The organism is Streptomyces liangshanensis, from assembly GCF_011694815.1.
GTDB lineage: Bacteria > Actinomycetota > Actinomycetes > Streptomycetales > Streptomycetaceae > Streptomyces > Streptomyces liangshanensis.
Window position 1 is genome coordinate 4,082,849 of record NZ_CP050177.1, and the last position, 16,170, is coordinate 4,099,018.

Genomic DNA, 16,170 nt, shown 5'->3' on the forward strand with positions numbered 1-16,170 from the left:
CAAAGAGGGTTTATCGACATGTCCTCACGCTTGCGAGGGAATAAGGCGCTCCGGGCTGGTTCGCAGGGGATTCGGTGGGCAATCCTGATCTCGCGACGTCGTCACCACGACCCGGGCGGTCGGCCAACCGACCTGGGACAAGCCGCACTTATCGTTCCTGGAGGAACTGACATGGCAAGCTTCCGTACCGCTCGCGTCTTCGCCGCTGTTGCCGCTCTGCCCCTCGCCGCCGCGCTCTTCACCGGGGTGGCCGAGGCCGACAACGGTGGATTCGCGAACGACGGATCCAACGCGACCGTGGCCACGATCAGCGGCAGTGGCGTGGGTGGCAACAACTACGGCAATTCGACCACCACCCAGCAGGTGGCGACCGGCGCCGGCGCGTCCAACCAGAACAACACGGCCAGCGTGGTCGGCTCCGCCTTCACGGCGATCGACCAGTCCAACGAGAACATCTCGGTGTCCTTCACGAACCTCTGGTGACATGCGGCCCGACGGGGGGTGTGTGACCAAGGGGTGAAACGAAGTCCTGCGCGGCGGAGGTCCGGTGTTCCGGCCCCGTCGCGCAGGACTTTGCGCCGCCGACCCTGACGGGGCACGTCACCTGTCCTCCACCTTCAGGAGGTGGAGGCACCACCACCCCTACACCCTGAGGCGGACACAGCTCCGGGACCTGGGGCCGATCCCCTGGCGGGGCCCCGCTCCTAGCGTGGAGCCATGACCACGCCTGTCTGCACCAGCGCCTCCACGGCCGTAAGGACGACCGCTTCCGCGACCGTGAGGACGACCGCCTCCACGGCCTTCCAGGCCCGCCCGCCGCGCCCCGCGCACCTGCCCCGGCCGGCCCACGCCCCCTACGCCTCGTTCTCGTCGTACGTACGGGCCCGGGGCCCCGTCCTGCTCCGTACCGCCCGCTCGCTCACCGCCAACCCGAGCGACGCGGAGGACCTGCTCCAGACGGCGCTCACCAAGACGTACGTCGCCTGGGACCGGATCGAGGACCACCGCGCCCTCGACGGATACGTCCGCCGCGCCCTCCTCAACACCCGTACGTCGCAGTGGCGCAAGCGCAAGGTCGACGAGTTCGCGTGCGACGAGCTGCCCGAGCCGGCGGGGCTGCCCGCGCCCGACCCGGCCGAACAGCAGGTGCTGCACGACGCGATGTGGCGGGCCGTGATGAAACTGCCCGACCGCCAGCGGGCGATGGTGGTGCTGCGGTACTACGAGGACCTCAGCGAGGTGCAGACCGCCGAGGTGCTGGGCGTCTCGGTCGGCACGGTCAAGAGCGCGGTCTCGCGGGCGTTGGGCAAGCTCCGGGAGGATCCTGAGCTGTCACCGGTACGTTGACGGGGCAGTCACCGGTGCGTTGACGGCGTTCGCTCGCCCCCGGGTAGTGACATACCGCGCGGTATGTGCGCAGAATCCTCGCAGCATCAGCGCCACGCCGCAGAGTCAGCGCCGACCGGGAGGACGCCCGTGCTCAGCACCATGCAGGACGTACCGCTTACTGTGACCCGCATCCTGCGCCACGGGATGACCATCCATGGAAAGTCGCAGGTCACGACCTGGACAGGGGAGGACGAGCCGCAGCGCCGCAGCTTCGCCGAGATCGGCGTACGGGCGACCCAGCTCGCCAACGCCCTGCGCGACGGCCTCGGAGTCACCGACGACGAGCGCATCGCGACGCTGATGTGGAACAACGCCGAGCACGTCGAGGCGTACCTCGCCGTCCCGTCGATGGGCGCGATACTCCACACCCTCAACCTCCGCCTTCCTCCTGAGCAGTTGGTGTGGATCGTCAACCACGCCGCCGACCGCGTCGTCATCGCCAACGGCTCCCTGCTGCCGCTCCTGGCCCCGCTCCTCCCGCACCTGCCGACCGTCGAGCACGTCATCGTCTCCGGTCCCGGCGACCGCGCCCTCCTCGCCGGCGTCACGGCCCGCGTCCACGAGTACGAGGAGCTGATCGCCGGCCGTCCCGCCACCTATGACTGGCCCGAGCTGGACGAACGCAGCGCCGCCGCCATGTGCTACACCTCCGGCACCACCGGCGAGCCCAAGGGCGTCGTCTACTCCCACCGCTCCATCTACCTGCACTCGATGCAGGTCAACATGACCGAGTCGATGGGCCTGACGGACCGGGACACGACCCTGGTGGTCGTCCCGCAATTCCACGTGACGGCTTGGGGGTTGCCGCACGCCACGTTCATGGCGGGCGTCAGCATGCTGATGCCGGACCGCTTCCTCCAGCCCGCGCCCCTCGCCGACATGATCGAGCGTGAGCGGCCCACCCACGCGGCCGCCGTCCCGACCATCTGGCAGGGCCTTCTCGCCGAGGTCACCGCCCGGCCGCGCGACCTGACCTCCATGGCCCGCGTCACCATCGGCGGCGCGGCCTGCCCGCCGTCGCTGATGGAGGCGTACGACAAGCTGGGGGTACGGCTCTGTCACGCGTGGGGCATGACCGAGACCTCGCCGCTCGGCACGACGTCCGACCCGCCCGCCGGCCTGACCGCCGAGCAGGAGTGGCCGTACCGCATCACGCAGGGCCGCTTCCCGGCCGGCGTCGAGGCGCGCCTCGCGGGTCCGGGCGGCGACATCCTGCCGTGGGACGGGGAGTCGGCCGGTGAGCTGGAGGTACGGGGCCCGTGGATCGCGGCCGCGTACTACGGCGGCGCGGGCGCCGAACCGATCAGGCCCGAGGACAAGTTCAGCGAGGACGGCTGGCTGCGGACCGGTGACGTCGGGGTCATCAGCCCCGACGGGTATCTCACGCTCACCGACCGCGCGAAGGACGTCATCAAGTCCGGGGGCGAGTGGATCTCCAGCGTCGAGTTGGAGAACGCGCTGATGGGCCACCCGGACGTGGCGGAGGCCGCGGTGGTGGCCGTACCGGACGAGAGGTGGGGCGAACGCCCGCTCGCGACCGTCGTCCTCAAGGAGGGCGCGGGCGCCGACTACGCGGCGCTCAAGGAGTTCCTCGCCGGGCGGATCGCCAAGTGGCAACTGCCCGAGCGGTGGGCGCTGGTGGAGTCGGTGCCGAAGACGAGCGTGGGGAAGTTCGACAAGAAGGTGATCAGGGCGCGGTACGCGGCGGGGGAGTTGGACGTCACGACGCTGTAGGGCGCGGGAGGGCCGGGGCGCGCGCGGGCCGGGGACGCGGGAGCGCCCGGGCCGCCGCGCCGGAGATCGGGACGGGCCCTCAGTTCGTCCCGATCTTCGCGAGCAGTTCCACGATCCGGGCCTGCACCTCGTCGCTCGTGGACCGTTCCGCCAGGAACAGCACGGTCTCGCCCGACGACAGCCGCGGCAGCTCCGCCGGGTCGATGCCGGTGGAGGTGTAGACGACCAGCGGCGTACGGTTCAACTGCCCGTTCGCCCGCAGCCAGTCGATGATCCCGGCGCGCTGGCGCCGTACCCGCATCAGGTCCATGACCACCAGGTTCGGCCGCATCTGCCCGGCCAGGGCCACCGCCTGGTCATCGGTGGCGGCCCGCGCGACCTGCATGCCGCGCCGCTCCAGCGTGTCCGTCAGCGCGAGGGCGATCTCGTCGTGCTCCTCGACCAACAGGACGCGCGGCGGGTGCTGTTCGCTGTCGCGCGGGGCCAGGGCCTTGAGGAGTACGGCGGGGTCCGCGCCGTACGCCGCCTCCCGCGTCGCCTGTCCCAGACCGGCCGTGACCAGCACGGGGACCTCGGCGGCGACGGCGGCCTGGCGGAGGGACTGGAGCGCGGTACGGGTGATGGGGCCGGTCAGCGGGTCCACGAAGAGCGCGGCGGGGAACGCGGCGATCTGCGCGTCGACCTCCTCGCGCGAGTGCACGACCACCGGGCGGTAGCCGCGGTCGCTCAGCGCCTGCGAGGTGGAGACGTCCGGGGCGGGCCAGACGAGCAGCCGGCGCGGGTTGTCGAGGGGCTCCGGGGGGAGTTCGTCGTCGACGGGCCGCGGCTGGGGGCGGTTGGCCACCTCGACCGCGCCGCCGGGACCGTCCAGCGGCTGGGGTCCCTCGGCGCCCTCGTCGGGTGCGCCTATCGCGTACGAACGTCCCTCGGGGTGCGCGGTGGCGAGGCGGGACGAACCCTGCGGGTGGGACCGCTGGTTCGCCTCGGAGTGGTCGCTGTCGGGCGGGGTGCCGAGCTTGCGGCGGCGGCCGGAACCGAGGGTGCCGCCGGTCTGGCCTCCCTGGCCGCCTTGGGTGTCTCCGGGGGCTTGGCCCTGGTGTTGGCCCTGGCCCTGGCCCTGCGTGTGGGCCTGGGGCTGCGGTTGTGCCTGCGGCTGAGCGAGGCCCGGGGCCTGCCCCTGCCCCTGCCCCTGCTGCGGTCCCGGGGTCTGCCCTTGCTGCTGTCGGTGTGCCTGGGCGAGGCCTTGACCCTGTCCCTGGCTCTGGCTCTGGAGGGCCTGGCCCTGCCCCTGGCTCTGGTGCTGGGCGTGCGCCTGGGCCTGAGCGTGCGCCTGGGCCTGGGCTGCGGAGGGAGCCGGCGGCCGGGCCACCTGCCCCTGCCGGCCGACCGGGCCCGGTACGAGACTCTGCCCGCGGCCCTGCGTGGCCGGGCCGGGCGGCTGCGGTTGTTGTTGCTGCTGCGGCGAGAACGGCACGCCCTGGCCGAGCGTCCGCACGCTGAACGCCCGCCCCTGGGTGGAGTCCGGCGACGGCGACTCTTCGGGCAGCGGCTGGGCGGGCGGGAGCGGCTGATGCGCGCCGCGCCGCGCGGGCGGCGCGGCGGCCGACTCGGTGGCGGTGGGGTGGTCGGCCGCGGGATCGGTGGCGGGCGGCCCGGCCGGTACGCCGCCGGTGTCGGCGTCCGTACCGTTCGGGTCCGTACCGTGCGCGGCCATGAGGCCTTGGCCCCCCGCCGTGTCCTGAACGGGTCGCGGGTCGTCCGGCCAGCCGGGCGGGCCGACCATCGGGCCGAAGCCGGAAGGCGTCGCGGGGCTGTCCTGCCCGTGGGGGACCGGCCCGTTCCCGAGCCCCTGGCCCAGGCCGCCTTGTCCCGCTCCCGCTCCCGCTGCCGTTCCGGTGCCCGGGCTGTGGTCGGCTTCCGGCGGCGCCCCCCACTGGTTGCCGTTCGGGTCGAAGGACATCGCGCCGGTGTCCAGCTGGACGGGCATCTCCATCGAGTCGTCCGCGCCGCTCCCGACCTCCCTGCGCGCCCGCCGCCGCCCGGACGGTCCGGCGGTCTGCTGTACGGCGTCCTGCTGTACGGCGTCCTGCTGTACGGCGCCGGGGTGGCGGCCGGGCAGCGAGTCGTCCGGCGCGGCCGCGGCCGGCAGGCCGCGCGCGGGAGCCGGGGGCCCGGCCGGGGCCGGGGCGCGGTCGGCGTCGGCCGGCGGCAGCGCGAACTGGCTGCGCCCGCCCTCCGGCTCCGGCGGTACGGGCGTGTGCCGCTCCTGCGCCGGGGCGAGCGCCCGGCGCGCACGGCGCCCGGCGTTCGGCGCGGCGGCCGCCGGCGCGGCGGGCGGTGCCTGGTGCGGTACGGGCAGGGGCGCCGGCATCCCGCCGGGAACCGCCGCGTGAGGTACGGGACCGGTCGGCCCGGCAGCGGAAGGCGCGGAGGGCGCGGGAGGCGCCAGCGGTGCCGAAGGCCCACTCGGTGCGGGTCCGTTCGGCGTGGGGCCGGTCGGCGTCGGACCGGCGGGGAGCGCCGGCATCGCGTTCTGCCCGCCGTGCCGCGCCCGGCGACCCGTTCCCGCCGCCGAGGCGGCGTCCACGGGCACACCCTGCGGCGGTACGGCCTGGCCGAGCGCCGCCCGCCCGGTCGGGTGCGACCCCTCGGCGGACGTGACGACGGCTCCCTCGGAGGGCACACCGGAAGGCGTACCCGCCGGGCCGCCCTGGCCGCCCGAACCGCCCGAGAGGGCGATCGCCGCCCCAGGAGCCACCTCGGATCCGGCGGAGGCCGGCGGAGAGGCCCCAGCGGGACCCCCGGGAACACCAGCCGGACCAGCGGGCCCAGCCGTACCCCCCGTAACCACTCCCGGTCCGCCCACGACCCCGGCGTCCTCGCCGGGACTCGGCCGCCCGCGCCGACGCCCCGTACCGCCGTTCCCGCTTCCGCCTACCGGCCCGTTCCCGCCCCCGGTCCCGTCCTCGGCGCCCGGCGCACCGTCTCCCGCATGCCCCCCATGAACTCCATGCCCCCCGTGCGCGGCGGAATCCTGCGCCTGCGCCGGGATGCGCTCCTGCTGTGCGTCGTTACGCGCCCGGCGCCGCCCTGTCGGCTCCCCGGCATCCGGCACCTCCGGCACCGCGGCCTCCAGGAACGCGTCCGTGGACGCCCGCCGTGCCCGCCGCCTGCCGCCGCCCGCGGTCCCGGACCCCTGCTGAGCCGGCACCGCGGCCTGCCCCGGAGGCAGCCCGACCGAACCCGCCGAACCCGCCTGATCCGCCGACCCGCCCGGTCCCACCGGGTCCGTCGACCCCGGAGCCCCGTGCACGGACAGCTCCGCCGACATCGCCGGCACCGCGGCCGGCGCGGGCACGGTCGGGATGGTCCCGGCGCCCTCGCCCAGCGGCAGTTCCAGCACGTACGCGCTGCCGCCCATGCCCGGCATCTCGTGCGTCTGGAGCACCCCGCCGTGCGCCCGCACGATCCCGCGCACGAGCGGCTCGTGCACCGGATCGCCCCCGGCGAACGGGCCGCGCACCTCGATCCGTACGACGTCACCGCGCTGCGCGGCGGCCACCACGATCGTCGAGTCGACGTACCCGCCGCCCCCGGCCACCAGCCGGGCCCGCCCCGTGGAGTCGACCCCGGCGACGTCGGCGATCAGGTGCGCGAGGGCCTGCGCCAGCCGGCCCGGGTCCACCTCGGCCTCGATCGGCGGGGCGTGCACGGCGAACTGCGCCCGGCCGGGGCCGATCAGCTCGACCGCGCCCTCGACGCCGGCCGCCACGACCCCGTCGAGCAGGACGTTCGCCTTGGCGAGCCCTTCCGTACCGTCGTCCAGCCGCTGGTAGCCGAGCACGTTGTCGACCAGCGTCGTCATCCGCGCGTACCCGGCGGCCAGGTGGTGCAGGATCTGGTTGGCCTCGGGCCAGAGCTGTCCCGCCGGGTCGGCCGCGAGCGTGGCGAGTTCGCCGCGCAGCTCCTCCAGCGGGCCGCGCAGGGCCTCGCCGAGGACGGCGGTGAGCTGGGCGTGCCGGGCCGCGACCTCGCCGTACCGCTCCGTCAGCTCCTCGATCTCGGCCGCGTAGCGGTCGCTGCGGTCCGCCAGCTCGGCCGTGTGGCGCTCGGTCGCCTCGTTCAGCTCGGTGGTGAGGCGCTCGGTCGTCTCGGCCAGTTCGCCCGTGAGCCGCTTCTTCACCTTCGCCAGCTCGGCGGTGAGCCGCTCCGTGGCCTCCGCGAGCTCGGCCTCGTGCTTCTTCTTCGCCTCGGCCAGCTCGGCGTCGTGCTGGTCGACGAGCTCCTCGTGCGCGCGGCGGTCGGTGAAGGTCATCACGGCGCCGACGAGCTGGTCGCCGTCCCGTACCGGCGCGGTCGTCAGGTCGACCGGCACCTGCTTGCCGTTCTTCGCCCACAGCACCTGCCCGCGCACCCGGTGCTTGCGGCCGGACCTGAGGGTGTCGGCGAGCGGGGAGTCCGCGTACGGGAACGGCTCGCCGTCCGCCCGTGAGTGCAGGATCAGGGTGTGCAGCTCGCGCCCGCCGAGGTCGGTGGCGCGGAAGCCGAGGATCTGGGCGGCGGCGGGGTTGACGAGGACGACCCGGCCGTCCGTGTCCGTACCGACCACGCCTTCCGACGCGGCCCGCAGGATCATCTCGGTCTGGCGCTGGGAACGGGCCAGTTCGGCCTCGGTGTCGACCGTGCCGGACAGGTCGCGTACGACCAGCATGAGCAGCTCGTCGCCGGTGTAGCTGTGGGAGTCGGTGTACGCGTCCCGGCCGTCCTCCAGGCTCGCGCTGGTCACCTCGGCGGGGAACTCGCCGCCGTCGGTGCGCCGCGCAACCATCCTGGTCGGTTTGGTACGGCCCCGGGAGTCGGCGGAGTCGGGCCGGCGCATGGAGCCGGGGATGAGCTTGGAGTCGAACTCGGGGAGGAGGTCGAGGAGGCCGCGCCCGACGAGGGCGGTGCCGGGGGTCTCGAACATCTCCAGGGCGATGGTGTTGGCGTTGACCACGGTGCCGTTGGCGTTGACGAGCACCAAGCCGTCGGGGAGTGCGTCGAGTATCGCCGCGAGACGAGCAGCGCCCCGGGATGGCCTGCTACTCACGACGACGCTTCCTCCCTGACCTGCTGCACCTTGCGGACGGCCGAGCCCATCTTGCCTCTCGGGTCTCGGCCTGTCACGGGAGGGAGTCTAAAGGCTGGGGAGGGGGCCGTGGCGGCGGATGAGGGGGAGCGCACCCGAAGTGGGCGCGCGGGTGGAGCGCGCACCGACCCCCACCCCGCGCCCCCGCGCCCGCCGATGTCGGCATATGGCGGTGCGCGGGGAGGACTTGGGGGTGAGGGTGGGGGCCGGGAGGGGGCCGCGATCGCGCGGCAAAGCGTCTCCGACTCGGGACTCCGGACTCGGAACTCGGGACTCCGGATTCCCGGTCTCGGATGTCCGACTGCTACGAACCGGCGGGGGCGGGCAGGATCGGCTCCATCATCTTCCAGCGGGCGATCTCGCAGCCGTTCTTGCGGTTGAACGTCGCGTCCACGTTCCTGCCCTGCCAGATGCCGGTGACGCGGGCGGTGGCGTCACCGCCGTACTGCATGGTGCACATCTGGTCCTTGGCCACCGGCGCGAACGGGTCCTGGTCGCTGTCGGCCAGCTCGGTCAGCCGGTCGCACGCGGCCTTCGCCCGGGGGTGGGTGCCGCCGACCGGGCCGCACTCCAGTTTGAACGAACCATCCGCGCGGGTGACGCCCGAACCGGCGACGGTGACCGTGAACGAGTCGGGCGACTCCTCCAGGAGCGGCAGCGGGAGCGGCGCGAGCCGGGTGAGCGGCGAGGCGACGGAACCGGCGGCGACCGGCCCGGCGATCGGCCCGGCGGGCGCGCCGGCGGCGCCTGAGGCGGCGGGCGCGAGGGCGGTGAGCGCGGCGACGGACGCGGCGGCGGTGAGGACGAGGCGGCGCAGCATGAAAGCTCCTGACGGGTTACGGATCCGGGGGCGGCCCCCGACACGTCTAACGCTCGTCGGGCCCCGGCGTTGCGCAACCGGACACGCGTGGCAAGGATGCGCCACCTGCCGCACCCGTCCCACCGGAGATGCTTTGCCCTCCGGCCCGGACGCCTAGTACCGTGAGCGGCGATTGGTGAGAGCCCACCCGGCTGTGTCATCATCTGCACGCACCGTCCGCGCCCGCGCGGTGGTGTGCTGGAGGCGTCGCCTAGTCCGGTCTATGGCGCCGCACTGCTAATGCGGTTTGGGCCTTAAAGCCCATCGAGGGTTCAAATCCCTCCGCCTCCGCGCAAGATCACCGAAGCCCCGGCCACCAGGCCGGGGCTTCGCCCGTTCCGGCCCTCCGGGACACCTGGCTTCTCGGACATCTCCGCAGGTCAGCCCCGGTGTGACTAATGGATTTCACCTGGCGCCACAGGTCATGTAATGTTGTTCTCGCAACGCCGCCCGGGGAGAAAAGCCCGGAACGCCAAGCACTCGTAGCTTAACGGATAGAGCATCTGACTACGGATCAGAAGGTTGCAGGTTCGAATCCTGCCGAGTGCACAGCAGCTCAGAGGCCCCCAGGAGAAATCCTGGGGGCCTCTTGCTTTGCCCCGGCTGTACCGCCGACATCGCCCGAAACGAGGCCGCTCCGCCGCCGGGCCCACGCTTCTTCCATGCGTCACGGACTCACTCACGGCAGGATCAGCTCAGGGCTTCACGCACCTCGCGGATGGTCGGCCGATCTTCGGGAGCTCGGCTGAGCATCGCTTCGATCAGGTCGCCCAGCTCACCGGGCACCCTCACGGGGCGGCGCCGGCCGTTCGCCACAGCCTCTCTCTGCACCGGGCGCGGAGCGTCGTCCGGGTACTCGACCGCCCGCCAGCCGGTCGCGGAAATGAGCAGAGACACGCCGAGCGCGTAGATATCGGCTTCTTGTGTCGGCTCGGCTTCGCCGGTGGCAAGTACGCTGCGTGCGATCTCCGGCGCCTCGTAGTGCACCAGGCAACCGCGGAACGGGAAGTCGTAGCTCTCGGGCACCAGCCCCCCGCGCGCCAGAGCCAGGTCGATGAGGTGCGTTCGCTCCGGCCCGACGATGAAGTGGGCAGGCTGCACATCACCGTGGGCCCAGCCCTTCGCATGGAGTTCCGCCAGCGCCTCGACACAACCGAGCGCCACGCTGGTGTGCGGTGCGCTGGAGGAGCCGGGCTCGCGGCAGGGTTTCCAGAGCCCGTACAGGTCCGGTCCTTCGTGCCACGGCTGGAAGTTCCACGTCCCGCGCTCCCACTCGCCGTAGGCGAAGTCGTCGAAGCCGAGACGATCCAGCACAGCACCCTCGCGCCCGGGTGCGAGCGCGGTCCAAGGCTGCGCGGGCCAGGCGGCTGTGGCCTCGATCGGACAGCCGACCTTCACGGCGTAACGGCCTCGATGGCTTTCGACCTCCCAGACCGTGGAGCCACGGCGGTTCACGACCAGGCGGTGAGCCCTGGGCACCAGCGCGTCGAGCACCGCGATCGGCAGTTCGGAGGGTGGCCCGGACAACGTCTCTTCTCCCATCGGACGAGCGCGGCCAACCTCGGGTCGGGGCCGGCCGCGCGGTGGTTGCCGTCTGTCAGGCCTGACCGTACGGCCGGCCGCAGTCGGAGTCGCACTGTGCGAGGTTCGTGCCGTTCACGGTCCACAGGTCATCGAAGACCATGAACCCGGCCGCCTTCATGGCGAGCGCGGAGGCGGCCACCCTCTCCGGGTCGCGGGCGCCTCCTCCCGGCGCAGGGTTGTGGTGCAGGAAGCGTCCCGCGTGCCGCACGCACAGCTCGGCGTACTCCTTGGTGTGCAGGATGAGCGCATGCAGGCCGAGATCCACTTCGTCCGACGGGACCATGGGCACCGTGGCGGTGGACGCGGTGACGACGAAGGCGACGGCCTGGTCGGCGATCCGCTCGGCACGTTCCGGCGTCCGGCCGTTGTGCGCGACCACGAAGTGGGTGAGGCTTTCGAACAACTCCTCACCAGCCGCCGTGCGACCGGTCTTCTGATCGTTTGCCGTTGCGGTCATGCGAAAGCTCCTCGCGAGTGGGGTACTGGGACTTGGTGCCTGCACCGGCTGTGGAGCCGGGACCTGTAGCACTCAGCAGGTCGACCGGGATGCCGACCCGAACGGGGACGGGCCGACGGCGTGCGCGTCACAGCCGGTTCCAGCTTCAGTCGTTCCTGGATCGCCGGACGCGCGCTGAGTTCCTCCCGCGCACTCGGCACCACGGCCAGTTCGCCGAGGCCTGGTCGGGTCTGCTGGTTGCTCACCATACGGATGAGCATCCTGCCGGGCAGCGGGACGTTGGGATGCCGAACGAGAGGCTAGGTGCTGCCATGGCGGCCGGTGGCTGGACGTACAACGGCCTTGCGGACAAGGTCGAGGTCGACCCCAAGTCCGTTGAACGATGGGTCAATCTGGGGCGTACGCCGCGCCGTGCCACGGCCACGCTGGCAGCGGAAACGCTAGGAGAAGACGTGCACGCCCTATGGCCGGCGCTGCGGCAGGCCCGCCCCGCCCGCGCTGTCAGTCCGGAACTGGTGGCTCTGTACGGCCAGCGGGCCGACGTCCCCGTGTCCGCCTTCGCGGACATGCTGGCCCAGGCCAATGAGCACATTGACGTGCTGGTGTACGCCGCCGTCTTCTTGCACGAGTCGTACCCGCGGCTCAACGACGTGTTGCGAGAACGAGCTGCCGCGGGGTGCGCGGTCCGTATCGCGGTTGGGGATCCGGACAGTACGAATGTGCAACAGCGTGGCGCGGAGGAGAGGTTCGGCCATGGGATCGAGTCCCGTTGCCGACTCGCCCTGATGCACTTCCGTCCCCTTGCCGAGGTATCCGGCATCGAGGTGCGCACCCATGCCACCACCCTCTACAACTCGATCTACCGGGCGGACGACCAGGTGATGATCAATGCCCACGTCTGGGGCGTGAACGCCTACGGCGCCCCCGTGTGGCACCTTCGGCGCAGTGGAGAAGGCGGCATGTTCGACACGTACACCCGCAGCTTCGACGCTGTGTGGGAGATCGCTACGCCGGTAAGTGAAGGGTGACCGTGGCGCGGACCGAGTACTACGACGATCCCTCGGCACCCGAGCCGAACAGCTTGGTGGTGGCCGCGTCCGCCGTCGTCACCGACGACGACGGGCGCGTCCTCCTTCAGCGCCGGCGGGACAACGACCTCTGGGCGCTGCCCGGCGGCGGCATGGAGCTGGGCGACTCGCTCCCAGGGACGGCTGTTCGCGAGGTGAAGGAGGAAACGGGCCTGGACGTGGAGATCACCGGGCTCGTGGGCACGTACACCGATCCGCGGCACATCATCGCCTACTCGGACGGCGAGGTCCGCCGGCAGTTCAACGTCTGCTTCACCGCCCGCGTCCTCGGCGGCCAACTCGCGATCTCGGGCGAATCCACCGAGCTGCGGTTCGTCCGGCCGGAGGAGATCGATCAGCTGCCGATGCACCACACGCAGCGTCTCCGGATCCGTCACTTCCTGGAACACCGTGGGCGGCCATACCTCGGTTGACCCCTCAGGCGCGATGACAGCGACATCATGGCAACCGGCGGCACGCAGCGGTCGTGGATCTTGAGGCCGCTAGTGGCCCATGGCACGCTCGGTCCGCATGATCGATGAATTCGCGAAGAGCAGCCTGCACGGGAGGCTGCGGCGGGACCGTGAGGCGCTGCTCTGGAAACTCGACGGGCTGTCCGAGTACGACGTCCGTCGGCCTTTGACCGTGACCGGGACCAACCTTCTCGGGCTGGTCAAGCACGTGGCCGGCGTCGAGGCCAGGTACTTCGGGGAGGTCTTCGGCCGGCCGTCCCCGGAGCCGCTGCCGCGGTGGCAGGACCATGACGGGAGCGATCTGTGGGTGGCCGAGGGCGAGGCGCGCCAGCAGATCGTCGAGTCCTACCGGCGCACCTGGGAGCACTCCGACGCGACGATCGACGAGCTTGGCCTCGATACCCCCGGCCACGTGCCGTGGTGGCCGGAGGCTGGTGCCCGCACCAACCTGTTCGCCGTCCTGGTCCACGTCCTCGGCGAGACCAACCGGCACGCCGGGCACGCCGACATCCTGCGCGAGGGCGTCGACGGGCGGACCGGGATGCGCCCCGGACACGAGACGCAGATCGACGAGGAGGCCCGTACCGCTTACCGCGCCAAGATCGAGCGGGCCGCCAGAGCGGCCTCATCGGCAGAGGCGTAGAAGCTGTCCCGTGGATACGGGGTGGGGGACAGTGGTGGGGTGAGTTCTGGGTGGTGGTGTGGCGGGGTGGGGTGGGGGACGGGGGTGCCTGTGCTTCGGTGGGGGCGGGGTGGGGGTGGCCCCTTGGGTGTGCGGGAGAGTGGGCTTTTGGGTGGGGGGTTTGTGGGGTTTCGGGTGGTGGGGGAGCGGGTCTGTGGTGGGGCCCGGGGGAATCCTTGTCCGGTTCGGGCGGTGCTCGGGGGGCGGGGGACCGGGGGGTTGTGCGGGGAGTGCGCCCGGCTGGACCGGATGCATTCCGTGGCCGCCGACGCGCTCGCCGATGATCCGCGGGTCTATCGCGTGTACCTGGCCTGGTTCGGACCCGGGATGGTGAAGGTGGGGATCACCCGGGAGGAGCGGGGCGCCGCGCGGTTGTTGGAGCAGGGGGCCGTGGTCTTCAGCTGGTTGGGGCGGGGGCCGCTGATGGCCGCGCGGCGGGCCGAGGAGTCGGTGCGGGTCGCGCTCGGGGTGCCGGACCGGATTCCGTACGCCGAGAAGCGGCGCGTACGGGCCGGGCTGCCCGGGGTGGTGGAGCGCGGCGACGAGGTGCGGCGCATGCATGCCCGGGTGGTGGCGTTGGACGGGTGGCCGGAGTCCTTGGAGCGCCTGGAGTTCGCGGCGGTCGACCACGGGGGTGTCTTCGGGTTGGACGGGCTTCCGCCTGCGGGCGCCGTGGTGCGGGAGCTGGTGGAGGGCGGGTGCGTCGCGGGGCGGATCCTCGCCGTCGCCGGGCCCGATCTGCATCTCGCCACGGGGCGGGGAGAGGGGCCGGGTGGCGTGGTCGTTCTGGATACCCGGTTGATGGTGGGGTGGGAGTTGGTGGGGGTTCGCCGGGAGGGCGAGAGGGAGGGGGATGAGGAGGGGGAGGGTGTGGAGGGGAGTGGTGGGGGGATTAGCGTTCCTTTGGTGGATGTGCGGGGCGGGGGCGTTCAAGGTGGTCTCTTCTAGGAGACCGGGGAGTGGTTGTCGTGGGTGATGTCGGTGACGTGGCTCGCTTTCGGGAGCGGGTCGGGGTGCCCTCGTTGGTCGATGTCCACACCCACTTCATGCCCGACCGCGTGCTCCGGAAGGTGTGGGCCTACTTCGACTCCGCCGGGCCCCTGGTCGGCCGGGAGTGGCCCATCACGTACCGGCACGAGGAAGCCGAACGTCTCGCCCTGCTGAGGGCGTTCGGGGTACGGGCCTTCACCTCGATGCTCTACCCGCACAAGCCCGGCATGGCCGAGTGGCTGAACGGATGGGCCGAGGACTTCGCCGCTCGTACCCCTGACTGCCTGCGCACCGCCACGCTCTTCCCCGAGGAGGGCGTCGAGGCGTACGTGCGCGCGGCCGTCGAGGGCGGGGCGCGGGTCTTCAAGTCCCATCTCCAGGTGGGGGCCTACGACCCGAACGACCCGCTGCTCGACGCCGCCTGGGGGCTGCTCGCCGAGGCCGGGGTGCCCGTCGTGATGCATTGCGGGTCGGGTCCCGCCCCCGGCAAGTTCACCGGGCCCGAGCCCGTGGGCCGGCTGCTCGCGCGGCACCCCCGGCTGCGGCTGGTGGTCGCGCACATGGGGATGCCGGAGTACGCGGACTTCCTGGACCTGGCCGGGCGGTACGGGGAGGTGCGGCTCGACACGACGATGGCGTTCACGGACTTCAGCGAGGTCACCGCCCCGTTCCCGCGCGAGGCCAGGGGGCGGCTGGCGGATCTGGGGGACCGGATCCTGCTGGGGAGCGACTTCCCCAACATTCCGTATCCGTACGTCCACCAGCTGGAGGCCCTGGAGGGGCTCGGGTTGGGGGAGGAATGGCTGCGGGCCGTGTGCCACGGGAACGGGGCGCGGCTCTTCGGGCTCGCCTAGCGGTTTCTCAGGAATTTCACAGAGAGCGGCAAGAACACTCTCACAGGCCGTCCTCAGGGTGATGACCATGACCGTGATCTCGCCCAGGGGGCGCGCCGAAATGCTCAGGTCGGACGGGAACCCCGTCCGCGTCCTCGTCGTCGACGACGAGGCCTCGCTCACCGAGCTGCTGTCCATGGCCCTGCGGTACGAGGGGTGGGAGGTGCGCAGCGCCGGCGACGGGGCGGGCGCGGTGCGGTCGGCGCGGGAGTTCCGGCCCGACGCGGTGGTGCTGGACGTCATGCTCCCCGACATGGACGGGCTCGCGGTGCTCGGCCGGCTGCGGCGTGAGCTGCCCCAGGTGCCGGTGCTCTTCGTCACGGCGAAGGACGCCGCCGAGGAGCGGATCGCGGGGCTGACGGCGGGCGGCGACGACTACGTCACCAAGCCGTTCAGCCTGGAGGAGGTCGTGGCGCGGCTGCGCGGGTTGATCCGGCGGTCGGGGGCGGCCGCCACCCGGAGCGAGTCGCAGTTGACCGTCGGGGACCTCACCCTGGACGAGGACAGCCACGACGTCGTACGGGCGGGCCGGTCCATCCACCTGACGGCGACCGAGTTCGAGCTGCTGCGCTACCTCATGCGCAACCCGCGCCGCGTGCTGAGCAAGGCGCAGATACTCGACCGGGTGTGGTCGTACGACTTCGGCGGCCAGGCCAACGTGGTCGAGCTCTACATCTCGTACCTCCGCAGGAAGATCGACGCGGGGCACTCGCCGATGATCCACACCCGGCGCGGCGCCGGGTACCTGATCAAGCCGGCGGATCCGGCCGCCGCCCCGCGCTGACCCCACTCCTCCTGGATCCTCCCTCCCCCCTCCTCCCTCCTCCCTCCTCCCTCCTCCCTCCTCCCTCCTCCATCCGATGCGGTGACGGCAGGCCGTGAACTATGCCTCCGGCACGGGCCGGTGTCCGGTA

General features: G+C 72.3%; 13 protein-coding genes and 2 tRNA genes. 11 read left to right on the top strand and 4 right to left on the bottom strand.

Annotation, left to right across the window (positions count from 1 at the left end; translation table 11 throughout):
• The first annotated feature begins 171 nt into the window (after positions 1-171).
• The 3 genes from HA039_RS17585 to HA039_RS17595 all read left to right on the top strand — a co-directional run bounded on the left by HA039_RS17585 (position 172) and on the right by HA039_RS17595 (position 3,123).
• Positions 172-483 (top strand): hypothetical protein, encoded by a 312-nt coding sequence (locus HA039_RS17585; protein WP_167030634.1) that lies wholly within the window; start codon positions 172-174, stop codon positions 481-483.
• A 234-nt stretch (positions 484-717) separates the two neighbouring features.
• Positions 718-1,347: a SigE family RNA polymerase sigma factor gene (locus HA039_RS17590; RefSeq protein WP_167030636.1), complete on the top strand. Its 630-nt coding sequence runs from the start codon at positions 718-720 to the stop codon at positions 1,345-1,347.
• A gap of 129 nt (positions 1,348-1,476) precedes the next feature.
• Positions 1,477-3,123 carry a long-chain fatty acid--CoA ligase gene (locus tag HA039_RS17595; RefSeq protein WP_167030639.1) on the top strand — a complete coding sequence of 549 codons (1,647 nt, stop codon included), beginning with the start codon at positions 1,477-1,479 and terminating at the stop codon, positions 3,121-3,123.
• A 79-nt stretch (positions 3,124-3,202) separates the two neighbouring features.
• On the opposite strand, the gene HA039_RS17600 is transcribed toward HA039_RS17595, so the two are convergent.
• Entirely contained in the window at positions 3,203-8,212 is a 5,010-nt protein-coding gene (locus HA039_RS17600; RefSeq protein ID WP_167030642.1) for a response regulator, read from the bottom strand.
• A gap of 343 nt (positions 8,213-8,555) precedes the next feature.
• Positions 8,556-9,071: an SSI family serine proteinase inhibitor gene (locus tag HA039_RS17605; RefSeq protein ID WP_167030645.1), complete on the bottom strand. Its 516-nt coding sequence runs from the start codon at positions 9,069-9,071 to the stop codon at positions 8,556-8,558.
• 239 nt (positions 9,072-9,310) lie between these two features.
• Here HA039_RS17605 and HA039_RS17610 point away from each other — a divergent pair.
• Both HA039_RS17610 and HA039_RS17615 read left to right on the top strand, forming a co-directional pair.
• A tRNA-Ser gene (locus HA039_RS17610) sits at positions 9,311-9,401 on the top strand.
• A 185-nt stretch (positions 9,402-9,586) separates the two neighbouring features.
• Positions 9,587-9,659 (top strand) — tRNA-Arg (locus HA039_RS17615).
• A 141-nt stretch (positions 9,660-9,800) separates the two neighbouring features.
• Here HA039_RS17615 and HA039_RS17620 read toward each other — a convergent pair.
• Positions 9,801-10,637, bottom strand: coding sequence for a protein kinase domain-containing protein (locus HA039_RS17620; RefSeq protein ID WP_167037003.1), 837 nt, complete (start codon positions 10,635-10,637; stop codon positions 9,801-9,803).
• A gap of 70 nt (positions 10,638-10,707) precedes the next feature.
• On the bottom strand, positions 10,708-11,151 hold the full coding sequence (locus HA039_RS17625) for a glycine-rich domain-containing protein (RefSeq protein ID WP_167030648.1): 444 nt from the start codon (positions 11,149-11,151) through the stop codon (positions 10,708-10,710).
• 284 nt (positions 11,152-11,435) lie between these two features.
• Here HA039_RS17625 and HA039_RS17630 point away from each other — a divergent pair, with 284 nt between their 5' ends.
• From HA039_RS17630 to HA039_RS17655, 6 genes are all read left to right on the top strand, one after another.
• Positions 11,436-12,179 (top strand): helix-turn-helix domain-containing protein, encoded by a 744-nt coding sequence (locus HA039_RS17630; RefSeq protein WP_167030651.1) that lies wholly within the window; start codon positions 11,436-11,438, stop codon positions 12,177-12,179.
• A gap of 2 nt (positions 12,180-12,181) precedes the next feature.
• A complete protein-coding gene (locus tag HA039_RS17635) occupies positions 12,182-12,652 on the top strand; it encodes an NUDIX domain-containing protein (protein ID WP_167030653.1) in 471 nt (156 codons plus the stop codon).
• Between the two features lie 97 nt (positions 12,653-12,749).
• Positions 12,750-13,334 carry a DinB family protein gene (locus tag HA039_RS17640; RefSeq protein ID WP_167030656.1) on the top strand — a complete coding sequence of 195 codons (585 nt, stop codon included), beginning with the start codon at positions 12,750-12,752 and terminating at the stop codon, positions 13,332-13,334.
• Positions 13,335-13,373: 39 nt separating this feature from the next.
• The gene (locus HA039_RS17645) at positions 13,374-14,321 is read left to right on the top strand and encodes a DUF2797 domain-containing protein (RefSeq protein ID WP_167030658.1); all 948 of its coding nucleotides are present in this window, start codon (positions 13,374-13,376) and stop codon (positions 14,319-14,321) included.
• A gap of 11 nt (positions 14,322-14,332) precedes the next feature.
• A complete protein-coding gene (locus HA039_RS17650; RefSeq protein ID WP_425086355.1) occupies positions 14,333-15,217 on the top strand; it encodes an amidohydrolase family protein in 885 nt (294 codons plus the stop codon).
• A gap of 67 nt (positions 15,218-15,284) precedes the next feature.
• On the top strand, positions 15,285-16,040 hold the full coding sequence (locus HA039_RS17655) for a response regulator transcription factor (RefSeq protein ID WP_279592843.1): 756 nt from the start codon (positions 15,285-15,287) through the stop codon (positions 16,038-16,040).
• Positions 16,041-16,170 lie beyond the last annotated feature (130 nt).

Bases quoted from the DNA above. Each gene is read 5' to 3' on its own strand.
- HA039_RS17585 (WP_167030634.1), top strand. From the start codon at position 172: ATGGCAAGCTTCCGTACCGCTCGCGTCTTCGCCGCTGTTGCCGCTCTG.
- HA039_RS17590 (WP_167030636.1), top strand. From the start codon at position 718: ATGACCACGCCTGTCTGCACCAGCGCCTCCACGGCCGTAAGGACGACC.
- HA039_RS17605 (WP_167030645.1), bottom strand. From the start codon at position 9,071: ATGCTGCGCCGCCTCGTCCTCACCGCCGCCGCGTCCGTCGCCGCGCTC.
- HA039_RS17625 (WP_167030648.1), bottom strand. From the start codon at position 11,151: ATGACCGCAACGGCAAACGATCAGAAGACCGGTCGCACGGCGGCTGGT.
- HA039_RS17630 (WP_167030651.1), top strand. From the start codon at position 11,436: ATGCCGAACGAGAGGCTAGGTGCTGCCATGGCGGCCGGTGGCTGGACG.
- HA039_RS17640 (WP_167030656.1), top strand. From the start codon at position 12,750: ATGATCGATGAATTCGCGAAGAGCAGCCTGCACGGGAGGCTGCGGCGG.
- HA039_RS17655 (WP_279592843.1), top strand. From the start codon at position 15,285: ATGACCGTGATCTCGCCCAGGGGGCGCGCCGAAATGCTCAGGTCGGAC.